We start from the raw sequence: 18,862 nt of genomic DNA on the forward strand, positions 1-18,862 counted from the left end.
TTATCTGGCATCTTTGCGTTTCTCGGCCCGCGGCGAGCGGACCCACTTGACCGCGCCGTTGCGCCACGCCCACCCGAGACCGACGACGAGGATTCCGATGAACACCAGCATGGGGCCGAGGATTCGCGTCAGCCCGACGCCGTTCTCCAGTGCGCTGCGGTAGATGACCGTCCACGGGAAGATCAGGACGGTCTCGATGTCGAAAATCAGGAACAGCAGCGCGACCATGTAATACTGGATGTTGAACCGAATCCGGGTGTCCCCGGTCGGAATCTCACCGCTCTCGTAGGTGGAACGTTTTCCCTGCTCGGGAACGCTCGGCCGGAGAAGCTTCGATATCGCCATCATCCCGACTGGGATGAGAAGACCGACCAGCGCCAGCGCCCCGATGGCTATCCATGGATTGCCCATCCGTGTACACCTATCGTTCTACGGGTAAGGAACGGTGCCATATAAGGGTTCATAGATTCCACGCGCCGGAAAACCACGGTTTCGACCGTTGACAGGTGTCCGATGGTTCCCCCACCGGCCCGTCAGGGTCGCTCGAACTCGGCCAGCTGGAAGTCCCTGTCCGGCGTGTCGACCGCCAGCGCGAACGGCCAGTCGTGCTTGATGCAACTGCGCGGCCCGGTCGCGTTCCCGTCGGTCCGGACCGCCAGCTCGTAACAGGTCTCCCCGGCGACGGTCGCCTGCCCGGTGATCTCCACCGTCGCTTCCGACCAGCCGACACTGAAATCGTCACCGACCGTCACGTTCTCGCCACGGACCGTCCACTCGTTGCCCACGCGCAGGTCGTGGCCCGCGGCGAGAACCACCGGCGTCCGCACGTAGTAGAACGGCCCGCCGACGGACCCGTCGCTGATCACCGCCTCGAAGATGCCCCCCTGCACCGTGGTCACGTTCGTCCCGAACCGGCCGAAGCCGACGTCGACCGTCACGTCCGTGTACGGCCGCGGATCCCCGTCGTCCGTCGACGTGACGACCCACGACATCTTGGTCGTCCCGTTTGGCAGGTCGGCGAGGTAGCCGTACCCCTCGCTGTCGTTGAACAGGTACTGCAGGTCCACCGGCCCCGTGCCGGCTCCGCCGTCGTCGGTCCCGTCCTCGGCCGCCGTCGCCGTCGCCATCGGCGTCCCTGTCGTGTTCCCCTCGGTCGTCGTGGCGGTCACCCCTGGCGTCTGCTCGGCACCGCCACCGCTACAGCCAGCGAGAACGAGCAACAGCGCCAGTAGTACTGTACCCCCGACCGTCCGCGTCCGCAACGTCCCCATAGAATACCCTACTGCAGTCCGGTGTTTAGTTTTACTGCATAGTCACAGCCGGTGAAAAAACACGGCAGGAAACGTTCCTACGGCCGGTTGTAATCGACCAGCACGTACGAACTCGTCTGTGTCTCGCCACCGGTCGTCGTCTGGGTCTGGAGCTCGAACGTGGCCGACAGCGCGAACGGCCACCCCTCTTTCACACACCCACTGATCGTCTGGTTCCCGCCAGTCGCTTCGACGTTGTAACACTGGGTCCCGGCGACCTGCGAGGTACCGGTCACGCTCACGTCGATATCCCGGGGTTGCGATTGCCCCTGGAGTCCGCTCGACTCGAACTCACTGCTCGACACCGTCCAGGTGTTCCCCGGCGAGAGTTCCTGGCCCTGCACGACCAGTTGGGGGATCTGCATCAGTACGAACGTAAACGCCTGGAGGTTATCGCTGGAGCCGCTGAAGACGTCTCCCTGTGGTCCCGTGAGCGTCGACGTCTGGGTCTGGCTACCGAAACCGCTCGACAGTTCGGCCGTCACCTGCCCGTCGCTCACGTCCGAGACCGTCCAGGAGTACTCGCTGGTGCTTCCCTGGGAGGCCTCGCTCTCGTAGGTGTAGGACTCCCCCTCCTGCCACTGGTAGTCAACCGCCGGGATATCCCCCTCGGCACTCGTCTCACCCTCGACGCTCGCGGTCATCTCGCCACCTGTCGTCGTGTTCGCGTCTGTCGATTCGTCGTCCGGCGCCTCCGTCGTCGCCGGACCGCCACCACCCGAACACCCTGCCAGGACCATCGTCGCGGCCAACAGTATCGCGACGATGACCTGTCGGTTGCCAATACTAGGCATACCCGGGCTTTGTCGGAATAGTTGAAAAGCCTATGGGATCAGTCAGTTCTCACCCGGGCCGGATCCGGATCGACCATCCGCCGGCGATTCACTCGTCCCGTTGCTTGAACGCCGGCGTCCCGAGTTCGTGGAGGTCCCGTGAAACCTCGCCCACGCCGTCCTGCAGTCCCTCGTGGTACTCGACCAGTCGATCGCGCAGTTCATCGTGCTGGCGGGCCAGATACTGGACCGCCGATAGCGCGGCGTTGAACGACTTCCCCGCGTCGACGGCGGTCAACGGTGCGCCCTGTGGCATCCCGATCACCGAGTCGACCGACTTCTCCTGGACCGGGACGCCGATCACCGGCAGCGGATAGGCGATCGAGGCGGTCATGTTCGGGAGGTCCGCCGACTTGCCGCCCGCGCCGGCGATGATCACGTCCAGCCCGCGCTGTTCGGCCGTCTCCGCGTACGCGTACATCAGTTCGGGCGTCCGGTGGGCCGAGACGACGAACGTCTCGAACGTGAACCGCGCCTCGGGCGGGTCCTCGTAGCTCGTCTGTTCCGCGAAGCCCAGTTTCTCGGTCAGGGCGTCGTAGGCCCCGGGGCGGCCCGACTCGGAGCCCGCCATCACGTCCAGGTCCGAGTCCGAGCCCATGACGATCCCGATCTCTGGCGTGTCTTCGGTCGGTCTGTCGCGTTCTGCTTCCTCGCGTAGCTCCTCGATCAGTGTGTCGACGTTGTCGCTCATGGTTCGAAGGTCAGTCCGTCGCGCAGGTCGCGTGCCGATGCCAGTAGCTCGTCGGTGTCCTCGCTGTCGCCCGTCAGCGTGACGTGGCCCGTCTTCCGGAGCGGGTACACCTCGCGTTTGCCGTACCAGTGGAGGTGCGCCCGGTCGTGCTCGAAGACCGCTTCCTCGCCGGTGAGCCGGGCTTCCCGCCGCTCGTCGCCGTCGCCCAGGATGTTGACCGAGACCGTCGGCGCTCGCCGTGTGGTCGAACCCAGCGGCCGGCCGGTGACGGCCCGGACGTGTTGCTCGAACTGGGAGACGTGACAGCCCTCGATGGTCCAGTGGCCGGAGTTGTGGGGCCGCGGCGCGATCTCGTTCAGCAGGATCTCCTCGCCCGTGTCGAACAGCTCGATGCCGTAGACGCCCCGCCCCTCCATCTCGGCTAGCACGTCGCGAGCGACCTCGCGGGCGGCGTCGATCCGCTCGTCGGCTGCCCGGGCGGGCGAGACCGACTCCCGCAGAATCTCTTCCTCGTGGATCGTCTCGGTGACGGGGAAGGTGTCGGTCCCGTCGGTCCCCTTACAGCCCATCACCGCCAGTTCGCGCTCGAAGGGGACGAACGCCTCGACCATCGCCGGCCCGGCGATCTCGGCCATCGCCGCTTCGGCGTCCGCGCGGGTCTCGACGAGGACGTTCCCGCGCCCGTCGTAGCCGCCCTGTCGCGCCTTGAGCATCGCAGGCGTCCCGAGGTCGTCCAGTGCCGACTGCAGGTCCGCGACCGAGTCGACCTGTCGAAACTCGGGCACCGGAATCCCCGCCTCTCGGAGGCGTTCTTTCTGGACGAGTTTGTCCTGAATCAGCCGCAGGGTTTCCGGCGCGGGGTGGACCGGGACGCCGGTCTCCTCGCTGACTGCTTCGAGCAGGTCGGGATCGGCCAACTCGATCTCGAATGTGAGGTAGTCGGACCGTTCGGCGAGCGCGCGCAACGTCTCGGGATCGTCGAAGTCGCCGACGATCTGATCGCGGACGACCGGCGCGGCGGGCGCGTCCGGCGTCGGGTCCGACACCACGAGTTCCACCCCGAGCGGTGCCGCGGCTTCGCCGAGCATCCGGCCGAGCTGGCCACCCCCGACGACGCCGAGGGTCGGCCCTGGCGACGTGAGTGTCATCGACCGGCGCTTTCCCGGGCACGCGCTTAAGCATTGTCAACCCGGGAGGCGACCGGCACGGTCGCCCCGCCGATCACTCGGGTGGCGTCGCCGACGCGTTCACTTCGCCGACGTAGTCAGGGTGGATCAGGAAGACGGTCTCCGTTCCGTAGGTCCGGAGTTCGTAGGTCGCGCTCCAGTACTCGGGGAACTGCTCGCGTGCCTGTGCCTCCTCGTTTTCCTGGTTGTCCTCGTCGTCCTCGTCGTGCGCGCCGACGATGACGATCGGCGGTTCCGACTCGGCCGCGTCCTCGAGTTCCATGGTGCCGTCGGCACAGCTCACGTCCGCCCCGCTCGTGTTGAAGTACCACGGAAGCGGCAGGGAATTGAACCAGTCCGCGCACGCGGGGGCGAGAGTGATTCCACGTTCTTCGTTCGGGACCAACTGGGAGTCCCGCGGGTAGCCGTCGTAGACGAAGTCGGTCGTGGCGTTGGTCCCGCGGTCGACGAAGAAGTCGCCGTACAGCAACACGTCGGTCCCCTCGTTGGCGGCGGCGGCCATCGCCATGCTGTCCAGCGCTGGCCGTACGTCGTCGCCCGGCTGTGCGTACTGAACCATGGCGTTCTCGCCCTCCTGAGCCTGCGGGGCGAGGTACACCCCGTACACGCCCATGCCGACGACGAAACTGACCGCGACGATCACGACGACCGCGGCCGCCCCCATCCCGACGGGATCGTCGTCGGCGAGCGCGTCCCGCCCCCACCGGAGAACGAGTCCCAGCCCGACCGCCGCAGGGATCGCCAGCGGCACCACCGCGTGAAGCGCCGCCCACGGGGCCTGAATGTCGGTGACGATGGGGTAGCCCAGGACGGAGACGAATCCACAGTAAAAGGAGAACGCCACGAGATCTCGCGGTCGCTCCCCGGCGTAGCGGTCGACGACGAATCCAATCACCGCGAAGACGACGAGCGCGAGCGCGCCGTACCCGAGCGTTTCGGCGAGGTCCCCGAGGTAGGGGATGTACGCGTGGTCGCTCATCCCGCCGTCGACCCACAGGCCGTAGAACTCCTTCCACGCGCCGACGGTCGCTCGGTCGACGACGGTGACGAACATCCCGAGGTCTGCCTGGCCGATGGCGTTGTACAGCCCCACGTCGCCAGGGTCGCCGTCCCGTGGCCCGTAGAAGAAGACCACGATCGCGAAGAACTCGACGACCGCCAGCAGGATCCAGTGGAGCCAGTGCCAGACGCCGTAGATGAACCCGACCAGGCGGTCCTTGAGGATAGCTGTCCACGCGCGCTCACCCTCGCGTGCGAGGAACAGTCGGTGATCCAGCAGGAGGACGACGGCCCCGATCCAGGTGACCGGGTAGATAATCGCGTTCTCCTTGGCGGTGAGCGCGAGCGCGACGCCCGCGACGCCCAGGAACAGGTACCGCGCCTGCCGGAAATCGAGCAGGCGGACGAAGGCGACGACTGCCCCGAACATGAAGAAGGCGACGATGGGGTCGCCTCGCATGAACCGCGAGTAGTACAGCAAGAGCGGGTTGGCGGTCAGAAAGAGCGCGAGCAGGGCGACCTCGATGTCGCGCAGGCGGTGCCGGAGGCCGAGCGCGGCAAGCGGTGTCAGCCCGCCGAGTAGCGCCACGACTGCCCGCATCCAGAAGTCACTGGCTCCGAACAGGCTAAACAGGAGGCCGTTGACGTGGTGGTAGAAGGGGCCGTGGATGATCGCCCGATACGCGTAGTCGCCGGTGTGGACGTACTGGAGGATCCACCAGCCAACGCGCCCCTCGTCCCAGTGGGCGATGCGCTCGCCGAGGAACAGGAAGCGAGCGAACAGCGCGAACGCGGTGATCCCGGCGACGACCAGCACGAGGCGGTCGACACCGAACCGCGTGGGGAGGGCGGACTCGGACCCCTGGGCGGCGGATTCCGTCGTGGAATCGTCGTCCTCGACCGTTGCCATTGTCGATGCAGTCTGTCCGGGGATTAAGAACCCTTCTGGTTGCAAACGAGCGGTCCTCGAACTGGAGAGCGGGCCGGCGACCGCCGAACGGTATTTCTTTAGGTCGGCGTTGCTATCGCCACCACATGGTACGGCTCGGACTGGTGGTCGCGGAGTTCAACCGCGACGTCACCGAGGAGATGGAGGCGGCGGCGAAGGCGCGCGCCGACGAGCTGGACGTGGAGATCGTCGAGACCGTTCACGTCCCCGGCGCGTACGACTCGCCGCTGGCCGCCGACCGGCTGGCACGCCGGGACGACGTGGACGCCGTGGCGGTCGTCGGCGCGATCAAGTCCGGCGACACCGACCACGATCAGGTGATCGGCAACGCCATGGCCCAGGGGCTGACCGACGTGAGCCTCGACCGGGACACGCCCGTGACGCTCGGCGTCACCGGCCCCGGCATGAGCATGGACGAAGCCCGCGCCCGTACCGACTACGGCGCTGCCGCACTGGACGGAGCCGTCGACCTCGTGGAGGAACTATGACTATGGACTTTGCATCCCGCGTACAACGAGTGGAACCGTCCGCGACCCTCGCGATCAGCAACCTCGCCGCCGAACTCGAAGCCGACGGCGTCGACGTCGTCGACCTCTCGGTCGGCGAACCCGACTTCGACACCCCACAGAACGTCAAAGACGCCGGCGAGGACGCACTGGAGGCCGGCCACACCGGCTACACGTCCTCGAACGGCATCCCCGAACTCAAAGAAGCCATCGCCGCGAAACTCGACGACGACGGCCTCGACCACGACCCCGAGAACGTCATCGTCACCCCCGGCGGCAAGCAGGCCCTGTTCGAGATCTTCATGTCCCTGATCGACGACGGGGACGAGGTCTGCCTGCTCGACCCCGCGTGGGTCTCCTACGAGGCGATGGTCAAGATGGCCGGCGGGACGCTCAGCCGCGTCGACCTCTCGCCCCACGACTTCCAGCTCGAACCTGCCCTCTCCGACCTGGAAGCGGCCGTCTCGGACGACACCGAACTGCTCGTCGTCAACTCCCCGTCGAACCCGACCGGTGCCGTCTACTCCGACGCCGCCCTCGAAGGGGTCCGCGATCTGGCCGTCGAACACAACATCACCGTGATCTCCGACGAGATCTACAAGGAGATCACCTACGGCGTCGAGCCCACGAGTCTCGGTACCCTCGACGGCATGGCCGACCGGACGATCACGGTCAACGGCTTCTCGAAGGCCTACGCGATGACTGGCTGGCGGCTGGGCTACTTCGCCGGTCCCGAGGAACTGATCGATCAGGCCGGCAAGCTCCACAGCCACTCCGTGTCCTGTGCCGTGAACTTCGTCCAGCACGCGGGCGTCGAGGCCCTGGAGAACACCGACGAAGCCGTCGTGGAGATGCGCGACGCCTTCGAGGAACGCCGCGATATGCTCGCGGACCTGTTCGCCGACCACGGCGTGGACGTGCCCGTCGGCGACGGTGCGTTCTACATGATGCTCCCGGTCGACGACGACGATCAGGCCTGGTGTGAGGGTGCCATCGAGGACGCCCACGTCGCGACGGTGCCCGGGAGCGCGTTCGGCACGCCCGGTTACGCGCGGCTGTCCTACGCCGCGAGCAAGGAGCGCCTGCGCGAAGGCGTCGAGCGACTGGCAGAGCACGGCTACATCTAAAGAGCAGACCGACCGCCGTTTTCCTGCCGCAATCGCCCGTCACTGGCGAGTGTCTCTCACCTCGTGACGGAGACACGGCAACACATCGGCTACGGTGCTACCCTACGTTGCCTCGAGAATCCGAGGCGAGATCTCGTAGACCCACAGAAACCCGAAGGCGATCCCGACCGGGAGGAGAGAACTCTGAGCCAGTCCGAGGGTTCCGGCATCCGGTGGTGCGACGAACTGCCCGAGTATCACCGCAGTCAGACTCCCGACGGCGATCGCACCTGCGACGTTTTCGGTAGTACTGGGACTCTCTGTTCGTGGCCCGATTCGGTCCCGATAGTACAGGTACACCAGAACCGCCGGGACGAACACCGTGACGATAGCTGCGATGGTCTCTGCATACACCGCATTCCGATTCGACGCGTCGTAGTGCGTCCAGACTCCGGTCGACACGCCCGCCAGGAGGAGGGGGAGTACAAATGCGACGGAGCTCAGGGAGATCATCAATCGACGTTCCTTCCGATGCCGTATCAGTCTTGGTGGACATTTCGCGAAGCGGAACACGTTTGTTATCGCGATACTCGCTGTGCGTCCCGGATCGGAACCAGATTCAGGTGGCTGCACGTCGAACCGGACGTATGGCCACCGTCTCCGACGAGGCCGAAGCCCTGCTCACCAGCGAACCGCTCGTCGCCCACCTCGCGACCTGCCGGGACAGCCGGCCCCACGCCGCGCCGATCTGGTACGTCTACCGCGACGGCCTGATCGAGATCGCGACGACCGGGACGAAACTCGAAAACATCCGCCACAACCCTGCCGTCGCGCTCTCGATTCAGAAGGACGAGGACGGTGACCCCAGGTGGGGCATGACCGTCCGCGGGACGGCGGATGTCGTCAAATCAGAGAGCGAGCGCATCAACCGCCGCCTCAACGAGAAGTACGGCGCTGACGAGGATGCCTGGGATGAGAACACCGGGGTCCGAATCGAAGTGGGGTCGGTCGACTACTGGATCTACGACTGAAAATGCGTTGTACGCGCAGCGCGGCTTCGCCGCGCGAGCGCACGCCGACGAGCGACCAGCGGGAGCGAGGAGCGTTTTGTACTAAATTTTGCCCGAGCGAGCGAAGCGAGCGAGGTGTAAAATTTAGCAGCGCTCCTCGCAGATCCGGTCGATGATCTTGCCCGTCGACAGCAGTTCGTCCTCGCGGACTTCCTCGCGACCCGACGCGCGTTCGACCCGGCAGTCGAGGCCAGCCTCCGCGAGCGCGGCCGCGAGTTCCTCCTCGTCGTGGTGCTGGTCGTAGCCCAGCGCGATTACGTCGGGGTCGATCTCGCGGATCGGGACGAAGAAATCCTCGGGGTGGCCCACGCGGGCCTCGTCCACGGCGTCCAGCGCGGCCACCATGTCCCGGCGCTGGCGGTTCGAGAGGATCGGTTGCTCCTTGTGAGTGACGTTCTCCCGGCGGGCGACGATGACGTGGAGTTCGTCCCCCATCCCGGCGGCCGCTTCGAGATAGTGGACGTGACCGGGATGGAGGATGTCGAAGGTGCCCTGGGCGACGACGGTCGTCATCTGAAGCCCCCGTCGAACTCCTCGTCGCGCAACTCGGCGTCGATGTCCGCCTGGGTGAAATCGAAGAACTCCTCCTCGGGGAGGTCGATGTCCAGCACGTCCAGTTTCCGTGGCTCGCCTTCCTGATCGAAGGCCTTCCAGTCGGTCTTGCCGTAGGGCGCGCCGACGATGATGTGGACCTTGCCCTTGTTGAACGTCTGGAGGTCGGCGTCGCTCGGGCGGAGGACGCCGTTGGGGTGGGAGTGGACCGAACCGGCCGCGCGCATATCGTTCGGAACCATGTTCGTCTTGACGGTGGCGCTGACGGGGTTGGACTCGGTGCCGGGGATGACGAGCACGTCGGTGATGACGGTGCCGTCGCGTTCGAGGCCGACGTTGCGGGCGCTTTCACCCCGGAGCAGTCCCATGTACTCGTTGGGGTGTGCGTCCTCGGAGGCTTCGAGTGCGAATTCCAGGGCTTGCTCGGCGATCCCGAGGATCTCGCCCGACCGGAACAGCCGCATGGCTCATTCTCGGGCCGGTTGCCTTCTAAGCGTTCCGGATGCGCGGGCCGACTCGTCAGCGTTTCCAAAGGTTAAAACGCGCGAGCGCCGAATCGCAGTCAAATGTCTCCACAAACTCCCGATGACGGGGCGGAGGTCTCCGCCGACGGGGTTCCTACGGTTTACGACCTCGCTGACGGCTGTTCGCTGGACGACGTCGAATCCGGCGAGTACTACCACGCGTCGGTCAACGGCGTCGTGGCCTACGGCGTGTTCGTGGACCTCACCGACGGCCTCTCCGGCCTCGTGCACGAGTCGAACCTGCTGGGCGACTACGACGTTGGCGACGAGTTGCTCGTCGAACTCTCGGAAGTCCGCGAGGACGGCGACGTGAGTTTCGAGGAAGTCGAACTGGCCGACTACGAGACCGACCGCGTCGACGCCGGCGAGTCGGTCGCCGTCGCCGACCTCGAAGACGCCGTCGGTTCGACGGTCACGCTGGATGGGGAAGTCGTCCAGATCAAACAGACCGGTGGTCCCACCATCTTCCACGTCCGCGACGAGTCCGGCGTGGTCCCCTGTGCGGCCTTCGAGGAAGCCGGCGTCAGGGCCTACCCCGAGATCGAACTCGACGACGTGGTCCGGCTCACTGGCCGGGTCGAGATGCGCGAAGCCGCCGTCCAGATCGAGGTCGACAGTCTGGAGCGCTACGAGGGTGAGGCCGCCGACGAGGCACGCGAACGACTCGACGACGCGCTCGACGAGTACGCCGAACCCAACGCCGTCGAGCCCATGGTCGAGTGGGACGCCTTCGAGAAACTCCGACCCGACCTCGAACGGGTCGCCCGTCGGCTCCGCGAGGCAGTGCTCGAAGGCCGGCCGATCCGGATGCGCCACCACGCCGACGGCGACGGCCTCTGTGCGTCGGTGCCCCTCCAGCTCGCGCTGGAACGGTTCATCAGCGAGCACCACCACGACCCCGACGCGCCCCGGCACCTGCTCAAGCGGCTCCCGAGCAAGGCTCCCTTCTACGAGATGGAGGACGTGACCCGTGACCTCAACTTCGCGCTGGAGAATCGCAAGCGTCACGGGCAGAAGCTCCCGCTCCTGTTGATGCTGGACAACGGGTCGACCGAGGAGGACACGCCGGCGTACCGGAACCTCGCCCACTACGACGTGCCGATCGTCGTCGTCGACCACCACCACCCGGACCCCGACGCTGTTTCCCCGCTGGTGGACGAACACGTCAACCCCTACCTCCACGACGAGGACTACCGGATCACGACGGGCATGATGTCGGTCGAACTCGCGCGGATGATCGACCCGTCGCTCACCGACGAACTCGGCCACGTGCCGGCCGTCGCCGGCCTCGCAGACCGCTCGCAGGCGGAGGTGATGGACGAGTTCGTCGAACTCGCCGCCGAGAAGGGCTACTCCGAGGCCGACCTCCGGGACGTGGGTGAAGCCCTGGACTACGCCACCCACTGGCTGAAGTACAACGACGGGCGCGAACTCATCAACGACGCACTGAACGTCGCCTGTGACGATCGGGAGCGTCACGAGGAACTCGTCGACTTCCTGGCCTCCCGGGCCGAACGCGACGTGGACAAACAGCTCGACGCCGCGATGAGTCACGTCGAACACGAGCGACTGGACAACGACGCCCACCTCTACCGGATCGACGTGGAGAACTACGCCCATCGCTTCACCTACCCCGCGCCGGGGAAGACGACGGGCGAGATTCACGACCGGAAAGTCGAGGAGACGGGCGATCCCGTCATCACTATCGGCTACGGTCCGGACTTCGCCGTCCTCCGATCCGACGGCGTCCGGCTGGACATCCCGGAGATGGTCGAGGAACTCGTCGACGAGATCGACGGCGGCGGCGTCTCCGGCGGCGGCCACCTCGTCGTCGGCTCGATCAAGTTCGTCGAGGGGATGCGCGAGGACGTCATCTCGGCGCTGGTCGAAAAGATGGCCGACGCGGAACTCGACGAGGACCTCGCCGCGACGCTGCCCGACGAGTAACCGCCGCTCGCGATCCCCGAACACGTGATTGGGGCCGGCGTACTCTGTTTCGCTGTCGACCGCTACCTGTCATCCAGTGGTTACTGGTGATTTGGACCGGCTTATCCTGGCTACGCGACCCATAACGAAGCGTGGCCGGACGGAACCGCTGACCATGACCGACAGCGAGGCCGTCACCGGGACGGACTTATCGAAAAAAGAGCGACTGATCAACGCCTGGATCGCCGTCGGACCGGAGGGGAAGACGACTGATGTGAGCGACCTCACGGGGTCGTCGCGGGGGTACGCCTCCGATATCAGACGCTCGATGGCGGGCGAGGACGATGACGACGACCTCTCGTTCGAGGAGATCGCTGCCGCACACGAACCGGAACTGGTCGAGCAGTATCGGTCGGACCTCGCCGCCGACGAGATCGATGGCCGGTGGGTCTTCGCCGACCGCCTCGAACCGGCCGAATCCGGTCGGCCTGCGGACGACCCGGAGCCCCCTGAGCCAGCGACTGGCAGTCCAGTCTCTCGGTCCCGGGCTGATCCGACACAGCCCTCAGCGCAGCCACAGTCGACCGGGAGCCAGCCACCGACGGCCGGCCGAACCGGAGCGTCCCAGCCACCGCAGCAGTCACCCCGACAGCCACCGGCGTCGGATGTACAACCGTCTCAGCCGAGCGACCAGTCCCAACCCGGCGGGCAGGGAGGGGGTCTACCGTCACAACCGACTGCAGCAGGTCACCCACGGCCACCGGCAGGTCGCGGGCGAACCGCGCCCCCGGAGACTCGACGGACGAGCCACCAGCCGGCCGCGGGTCGCCCGAAGCAGCCGGAACCGCCCGGATTGCACGACCAACTCGCAGAACTCGACCGCCAACTGTTGGCCCACCAACAGCAGGCGACCGCCGAGTTGAACTCCGTTCCGCAGGGCTCGCAGGCCCAGACCATCGCGATCTCCAAGTACAACCTCGTCGTCGACCTGCGCGAGTCACTCCGGCAACTGGCGGCTGTCGCACCCGGCCCCTGATTTCCTATCGCGGATATCGGTTTACGCACACCCTTCACGTCGCCCGGTGATCCTCGAACTCGAACCGGCGAGCGACCAGTACGGCGGTCAGTGCGGCCAGAACCACGGCGAGCACTACACCGGCCGGGAGCCGCCAGTCGCCACCCTGCCAGTCCGCCCGAAAGACGCCGACGAAGTAGCCGGTGACACCCTCCCCCTCGACCAGAATCGCGACCTCGCGGTTGTCGCGCGCGGAGTTGTTGTTCCAGTTGAGTGATCCGACCAGTACCTGATCGTCGTCGACGATCACGCCCTTGGCGTGAATCTTCTCGAACCGGCCGTTCGGATCGGCGAGCCTGGCCGACAGCGGCAGGTCCTCGCGGGTCGCCCGTTCGTTCAGCCACTCGACCAGCGCGCGGTTCTCCTCCTCGACGTACCAGGCCCTGCTGAGCAGGATCCGTACGTCGACGCCTCGCCGTGCGGCCGCGAGGGTCGCACGCAGGAACGGCTGGCGACGGCTCCCGATGGAGACCTGTTCGATGCGGATAGTCTCGTCCGCGTTCCGGAGCAGACGGCGGACGCGACGCTCGGCGTTGTCGGGCGCTCGCAGTAACTCGACTCGCTCGGGCTGGAACCGTCGTGGGTCGACCCGTCGCGGAAAGGTCCCGTTCGCTGGGGGACCGTCCGCCGGCTCGAAGCGCTTCCCCGTCCGATACCGACGCCAGGAGTCCGCTTCCAGCCCGTTCGCGTCCGCCCGGAACGTGACTGCCAGCGCGGAGACGATTCGATCCGCTTGTACGACGACGCCCCAACCGCGGCTGGCGTGGCCGCCGGTACCGGCCGGTTTCCAGTTCTCCGTGGTGACCAGGGCGCGCCCGTCGACCACGGCGTACTTGGCGTGGTGGAAGGCGTACCGTGCGGGCTCGCCGGGGAGGACGGTGACGTCGACTCCGCGTTCGGCGAGGGTATCGAGCGTCCGTGCCGACCGTCGGGACAGGCCACCGACCGGACTGCCGTCGACGAGAATCCGGACCGCGACGCCGCGACGACTCGCGGCGATCAGTTCCCGCTCTACCCGCGGCGAGGTGAGGGTATAGCCGGCCAGCAGGATTCGCTCGTCAGCGTCGGCGAGCGTCTCGGCCGGGACCGACGCGCCATCGGGGAGAACGAACGCCCGGGTCGACTCGCCCGGTGCGGTCACGACCGGAAAGTCCGTCGCCCCGACCGGCCGCCAGGTGACGCCGTCGACCCCGGGAGTAGCGACCTCTCCCTCCGGCGCGTCAGTGTACCGGAGTGTGTCGACTGGCTCGTCGTCGCGCGCGAGCGTGACGTGATCGCCGTCGTTCGCGAGCGCCAACCCCTGGTCGAGCGCCAGAATACTGGCGTCCGTCCGGGTTCGCGTCAGATTCGGGGCGGTCGTGAGCGCGACTCGATCTTCGATTGTGCGGTTCGGAAGTCTGATACGGTCCTCTCCGTCCGTCAGTGTGTAGTCCGCCAGCGGTGTCGGTGCGGTGACGTTCAGTATCACGAACTCGCCGGCGTCGCCGTCGGGGACGGGGTTCGGATAGACGCCGATCAGTTCGACGGGTCCCGTCTCGTTGATCGGCGCTGTCGGAGCGACGCCGGCTACCGGTTTCGGCCCGTCGGCCAATCCGGCGGCCGGCGCTACGGTGAGGGCGATCCCGGCCGCTAGAAGCGCGAACGCGGCAACCAGGGCTCTGCATCGGGGCACGCTCGTGGGTGGTCCCGGTCTGAGTGATAAACCCTCGGCCGCGATATCGATTCGGCCACGTGCCGCGAGACGCCTGCCCGGTCGTCAGCCGAGTGACCCTCGGGTTATCATACTGTAGAACGGGGAGAACGATTCATCTATCTGCGGTTGCTAACTTGCGTAACCGTGTCGACGCCAAGCGACGAATCTGATGCGCCTATACGTGTTCTCTACGTGAACGACGACGAGGCGTTCGCCGACCTCGTACGAACGAAACTCGAACTGGTCGCCCCCAGTGTGGAACTCACTGTCGAGAACGGCCTGGAGCCAGCGCTGGATCGGCTGGGGGAGGGGACCGTCGACTGTGTCGTCACCGCGTATTCGGTGGCCGACGGAAGTGGGATCGACCTCATCGAGCGAGTGCAGGAGCGTGACGACGACGTTCCGACCATTCTGTTTACCGGCCGTGGGAGCGAGCGGATCGCGAGTCAGGCGACTCAGGCGGGAGTTTCGGACTACATTCCGATCCAGTCCGAACAGGACGACTTCGAGATTCTCGCGGCGCGCATCGAGACGCTGGTCGACGCGGCCCGACAACGACAGCGGGCCGATGCCCTGTCCAACCGGTTCCGTCGGACGATCGAACGGACGACGGACGCGATCTACGCCGTCGACTCCGACTGGCGCATCGAGTACATGAACGAACGGATGGCGACGCGTGTCGACTGTGACCCCGAGGCCGCCGTCGGAACCGTCCTCTGGGAGCAGTTTCCGACCGTCGTCGGGACGGACCTCGAAGCGAACTACCGGGCGGCGATGGCCTCGGGCGACCCGGTCTCGTTCGAGCAGTATATCGACGAGCCCTACGACTACTGGGTCGAGGTGCGTGCGTTCCCGGACGAGGACGGACTGACGGTGTTTTCCCGCGAGATAACGGGTCGACGTGAACGCCAGCTGGAGTTGCAACGCCAGGAGCGGGTCCTGCAGAACGTCCACGACGTGGTCTTCGCCGTCGATGCGGACCTCGACGTCCACTTCGCCAACTCGGCGGCCGCTCGGCTGCTGGGGCAGGACAGTCCCGCCGACATCGAGGGGCGATCGCTGGCGACGCTCGTCGGCGGCATGGCGACCCCCGAGGCAGTCGAGGAGTTTCGGACGGCAGTGAGCCGGACCCTCTCGGGGACTGATGCCGAATCCGACGGCGGCCTCACGGGACTGTACGACTTCGACCTCCGAATCGGCCTGGAGACGCGGGCCGGAAACCGGACCTTCGACGTGCGGCTCACGCCGTTCGAGGCGGCCGACGTTCGGCAGGTGCTCGTGGTGGCGCGCGACGTCACCGACCAGAGCGAGGCTCGAACCCAACTCGAACGCGAGCGCGACGCGCTCGGCGAGATCCAGCGCGTGATGGCCGACCGCGATCTGACGACGGACGCCCGCCTGCAACAAGTGCTGTCGAGCGCCCGTGATGTCCTCGAGCTCGACATTGGAATCCTCGCCAGGATCGAGGATCGCGACTACGAGATCACCGCCGTCTCGGCACCGGAGAGTCCGCTCAGCGCCGGTGACCGGTTCGATCTCGGCGAGACGTTCTGCGATCTGGTCGTCGACCGGGGCGAACCGGTGAGTTTCCGGAGCGCCAGCCAGGGCGACGTGGAGACACACCCCGCCTACGAGAAACAGGGGCTGGAGTCGTACCTCGGTGCGCCGGTCACCGTCGACGGCGCTCACTACGGTACCCTGAACTTCTCGAGTCCGGACGGCCGTGATCGACCGTTCAGCGCCTTCGAGACGACACTCGTTCGCCTGCTCGCCCAGTGGGTCGGCACGGAGTTGAGCCGTCGCCGGAGCAAAGAACGGGCCGAAGCGAGCCGCGATCGGTTGCGCCAGATAATCGACACGCTTCCGCAACTCGTGTTCGTCAAGGACGCCGACGGCGAGTACCTGCTCGCCAACGAACCGCTGGCGGAGGCGTACGGGACCGCCGTCGACGAACTCGAAGGGGCCACGGACGCTGCCTTCGCCGCCTCCCCCGACGAGGTCGAGCGGTTCCAGACCGACGACCTGGAGGTCATCGAGTCCGGCGAGCCCAAACACATCCCCGAAGAACCACTCACGACCGCTGACGGCGAGCGCCGCGTCGTCGAGACGACGAAGATCCCGTACGAACCCATCGACGCCGATGCCGACGCCGTCCTCGGGGTCGCGACGGACATCACCGAACGCAAACGCCGTGAGCGGGAACTCGCGCGGTACGAGGCCCTCGTCGAGAGTATGGACACCGGTGCGGTGGTCGTCGACAGCGATCGGCGGATCGAATACGTCAACGAACAGATCGTCGCCATGTCCGAGTCTACGCGGGAGGAACTGGTTGGTCGCTCCGTCATGCCACTCGCACGCGAGGTCACCGACGACACTGCGGCCCGCGACCGTCTGGCGGACGCACTCGAGGCCGCACTCGCGGGTGACGAGATCCCCCACGACCGCGTGGAACTCGATATCGACTCCCCGGCTGGGGCCCGGACCGTCGAGTATATGTTCTCGTCGTTCCGGCACGAAGACGAGGTGAAAGCGGCTATCATCGCCCGCGATATCACGGCCCGGACGGAACGCGAACGTGAACTCAACGCCGTCAAAGAGCGGCTCGACCTGGCAGTCACCGGTGCGAACCTCGGCGTCTGGGACTGGAACCTCGAGACGGACGAGGTGGTCTTCAACGACCAGTGGGCCGAGATGCTCGGCTACGCACCCGACGAAATCGGGTCGCACATAGACGAGTGGGAGAAACGGGCCCACCCGGAGGACCTGCCGGAGACCGAAGCGAAACTGCAGGCCCACCTCGACGGCGAGACCGACTACTACGACGCCGAACACCGGATGCGGACGAAAGACGGCGACTGGCTGTGGATCCGGGACGTCGGAAAGGTGTTCGAGCGCGCCGACGACGGGACCCCGAAACGGGCCGTCGGTATCCACATCGACATCGACGAGCGGAAAGCGTCCGAGGCCTCGCTGGAGGAGGAGCGGGATATGTTCGCCGAGGGACCGGCGGTCGTGTTCAAGTGGGGTAACGATGACGGCTGGCCAGTGGAGTACGTCTCGGACAACGTCACCGAGACGTTCGGGTACACGCCCGAACAGCTCCAGTCCGGTGCCGTTCCGTACGGTGATCTGGTTCACGACGACGACCTCGGTCGTGTCGTCGAAGAGGTCGAGGCCAACAGCGACGACACGACCGAGCGGTTCAGTCACGACCCCTACCGCATGGTGACGGCCGACGGTGCGGTGAAGTGGGTCACGGACAACACGAAGATCGTCCGTGAGGACGGCGAGATTACCCACTACCTCGGGTACCTGATCGACATCACCGAGCGAAAGCGGCTCGAACGCAATCTCCGTGCCCTCCAGCGGGTCGCCAGCGACCTGGCGACCGCCCGCTCCACCGACGAGATCGGGGAGATGGCCGTGAACGCGGCCACCGACATCCTCGGTCTCGATCTCACGGGCATCTGGGCCTACGACGAACAGGCCGACGCACTCGAACCGGTCGCCGAGACCGAGAGCGCACGGGCGGTGATCGGTGACTCGCCCCGGTTCACGCCCGACGACAGCCTCGCCTGGGCGGCCTTCGAAGCGGGCGAACTCCGGACGTACGACGACGTATCCGACGTCGAGGGGCGACACAACGCCGAGACGCCGATCCAGAGCGAGATCCTCCTCCCGCTCGGCGACCAGGGACTCATGTCTACGGGTGCGACGGAACCACGCGAGTTCACCGAGATGGACGTCGATCTGTTCCGGGTACTCGGTGCGGCGGTCGAGGCGGCGATGGTTCGGGCCGAGCGTGAACACGAGTTGCGGCGGCAGAACGAGCGCCTCGACCGGTTCGCGAGCGTCGTGGCCCACGACCTCCGGAACCCGCTCTCCGTCGCGAAGGGGTTCCGGGAAGTCGCCGAGGAGACCGGTGAGCTGAGTCATCTGGAGCGCGTCGCGTCGGCCCACGACCGGATCGAACATCTGATCGACGACCTCCTGACGCTGGCCAAAGGCGAGTCGACGGTCGAGGATCCAGAACGGATCGCTCTCGACGCTGCGGCCACGGAGGCGTGGGGATACGTCGACACCGACCAGGCGTCCCTGACCGTCACGGACGCGGTGCCCACGATTCACGGCGATCCGGGCCGCGTGACCCAGCTCTTCGAGAACCTGTTCCGAAATAGCGTGGAACATGGCGGCAACGACGTAACCATAACTGTCGGTGCACTCCCCGACAGGGATGGCTTCTACGTCGAGGACGACGGTGTGGGGGTCCCGCCGGACCGTCGCGACGAAGTCCTCGAACACGGCGTCAGTTACGGGGAGGGCGGCACGGGCTTTGGACTCTCGATCGTCGCCGACATCGCGAGCGCCCATCGGTGGAGCGTGTCGCTCACTGAAGGGTCGGACGGCGGTGCCCGGTTCGAGTTCGAGACGACTGCGTGAC

General features: G+C 66.4%; 16 protein-coding genes. 6 read left to right on the plus strand and 10 right to left on the minus strand.

Translation table 11 applies throughout. From position 1 onward, the window contains the following. The 6 genes from BMX17_RS08660 to BMX17_RS08685 all read right to left on the minus strand — a co-directional run bounded on the left by BMX17_RS08660 (position 1) and on the right by BMX17_RS08685 (position 5,930). A complete protein-coding gene (locus tag BMX17_RS08660) occupies positions 1-411 on the minus strand; it encodes an NADH-quinone oxidoreductase subunit A (RefSeq protein ID WP_092659085.1) in 411 nt (136 codons plus the stop codon). A 122-nt stretch (positions 412-533) separates the two neighbouring features. Further along, entirely contained in the window at positions 534-1,271 is a 738-nt protein-coding gene (locus tag BMX17_RS08665; RefSeq protein ID WP_092659086.1) for a hypothetical protein, read from the minus strand. A gap of 77 nt (positions 1,272-1,348) precedes the next feature. Then, positions 1,349-2,104, minus strand: a complete 756-nt coding sequence (locus tag BMX17_RS08670) for a hypothetical protein (RefSeq protein ID WP_092659087.1) — start codon at positions 2,102-2,104, stop codon at positions 1,349-1,351. 88 nt (positions 2,105-2,192) lie between these two features. Next, a complete protein-coding gene (locus BMX17_RS08675; protein WP_092659088.1) occupies positions 2,193-2,834 on the minus strand; it encodes an AIR carboxylase family protein in 642 nt (213 codons plus the stop codon). Next, positions 2,831-3,982, minus strand: coding sequence for a 5-(carboxyamino)imidazole ribonucleotide synthase (locus BMX17_RS08680; RefSeq protein WP_092659089.1), 1,152 nt, complete (start codon positions 3,980-3,982; stop codon positions 2,831-2,833). The genes BMX17_RS08675 and BMX17_RS08680 overlap by 4 nt, the downstream gene beginning before the upstream one ends. A 73-nt stretch (positions 3,983-4,055) precedes the next feature. Continuing rightward, positions 4,056-5,930, minus strand: a complete 1,875-nt coding sequence (locus tag BMX17_RS08685; RefSeq protein ID WP_092659090.1) for a flippase activity-associated protein Agl23 — start codon at positions 5,928-5,930, stop codon at positions 4,056-4,058. Positions 5,931-6,055: 125 nt separating this feature from the next. Between BMX17_RS08685 and ribH the strand changes: the two genes are divergently transcribed. After that, positions 6,056-6,457 (plus strand): 6,7-dimethyl-8-ribityllumazine synthase, encoded by a 402-nt coding sequence (ribH, locus tag BMX17_RS08690; RefSeq protein WP_092659091.1) that lies wholly within the window; start codon positions 6,056-6,058, stop codon positions 6,455-6,457. After that, positions 6,454-7,602, plus strand: coding sequence for a pyridoxal phosphate-dependent aminotransferase (locus BMX17_RS08695; protein ID WP_092659092.1), 1,149 nt, complete (start codon positions 6,454-6,456; stop codon positions 7,600-7,602). Before ribH ends, BMX17_RS08695 begins: the two co-directional genes overlap by 4 nt. A gap of 102 nt (positions 7,603-7,704) precedes the next feature. On the opposite strand, the gene BMX17_RS08700 is transcribed toward BMX17_RS08695, so the two are convergent. Continuing rightward, positions 7,705-8,094: a hypothetical protein gene (locus BMX17_RS08700; RefSeq protein ID WP_092659093.1), complete on the minus strand. Its 390-nt coding sequence runs from the start codon at positions 8,092-8,094 to the stop codon at positions 7,705-7,707. 134 nt (positions 8,095-8,228) lie between these two features. On the opposite strand from BMX17_RS08700, the gene BMX17_RS08705 reads away from it, so the two are divergent. Further along, on the plus strand, positions 8,229-8,612 hold the full coding sequence (locus tag BMX17_RS08705; protein WP_092659094.1) for a pyridoxamine 5'-phosphate oxidase family protein: 384 nt from the start codon (positions 8,229-8,231) through the stop codon (positions 8,610-8,612). A gap of 123 nt (positions 8,613-8,735) precedes the next feature. On the opposite strand, the gene BMX17_RS08710 is transcribed toward BMX17_RS08705, so the two are convergent. Beyond that, positions 8,736-9,164: an FAD synthase family protein gene (locus BMX17_RS08710; RefSeq protein WP_092659095.1), complete on the minus strand. Its 429-nt coding sequence runs from the start codon at positions 9,162-9,164 to the stop codon at positions 8,736-8,738. After that, the gene (locus tag BMX17_RS08715; protein ID WP_092659096.1) at positions 9,161-9,667 is read right to left on the minus strand and encodes a Mov34/MPN/PAD-1 family protein; all 507 of its coding nucleotides are present in this window, start codon (positions 9,665-9,667) and stop codon (positions 9,161-9,163) included. Before BMX17_RS08715 ends, BMX17_RS08710 begins: the two co-directional genes overlap by 4 nt. A gap of 102 nt (positions 9,668-9,769) precedes the next feature. Here BMX17_RS08715 and BMX17_RS08720 point away from each other — a divergent pair, with 102 nt between their 5' ends. Together BMX17_RS08720 and BMX17_RS08725 are read left to right on the plus strand one after the other, a co-directional pair. Then, positions 9,770-11,674: a Hef-associated nuclease gene (locus BMX17_RS08720; RefSeq protein WP_092659097.1), complete on the plus strand. Its 1,905-nt coding sequence runs from the start codon at positions 9,770-9,772 to the stop codon at positions 11,672-11,674. A 154-nt stretch (positions 11,675-11,828) separates the two neighbouring features. Beyond that, entirely contained in the window at positions 11,829-12,689 is an 861-nt protein-coding gene (locus tag BMX17_RS08725) for a hypothetical protein (protein WP_092659098.1), read from the plus strand. Between the two features lie 34 nt (positions 12,690-12,723). On the opposite strand, the gene BMX17_RS08730 is transcribed toward BMX17_RS08725, so the two are convergent. Then, positions 12,724-14,400, minus strand: coding sequence for a phospholipase D-like domain-containing protein (locus tag BMX17_RS08730; RefSeq protein ID WP_170845369.1), 1,677 nt, complete (start codon positions 14,398-14,400; stop codon positions 12,724-12,726). Positions 14,401-14,613: 213 nt separating this feature from the next. Here BMX17_RS08730 and BMX17_RS08735 point away from each other — a divergent pair, with 213 nt between their 5' ends. Continuing rightward, positions 14,614-18,861: a PAS domain S-box protein gene (locus BMX17_RS08735; protein WP_092659099.1), complete on the plus strand. Its 4,248-nt coding sequence runs from the start codon at positions 14,614-14,616 to the stop codon at positions 18,859-18,861. Position 18,862: the final 1 nt, after the last annotated feature.

Source organism: Halorientalis persicus (assembly GCF_900110215.1).
GTDB classification, from domain to species: Archaea; Halobacteriota; Halobacteria; order Halobacteriales; family Haloarculaceae; genus Halorientalis; species Halorientalis persica.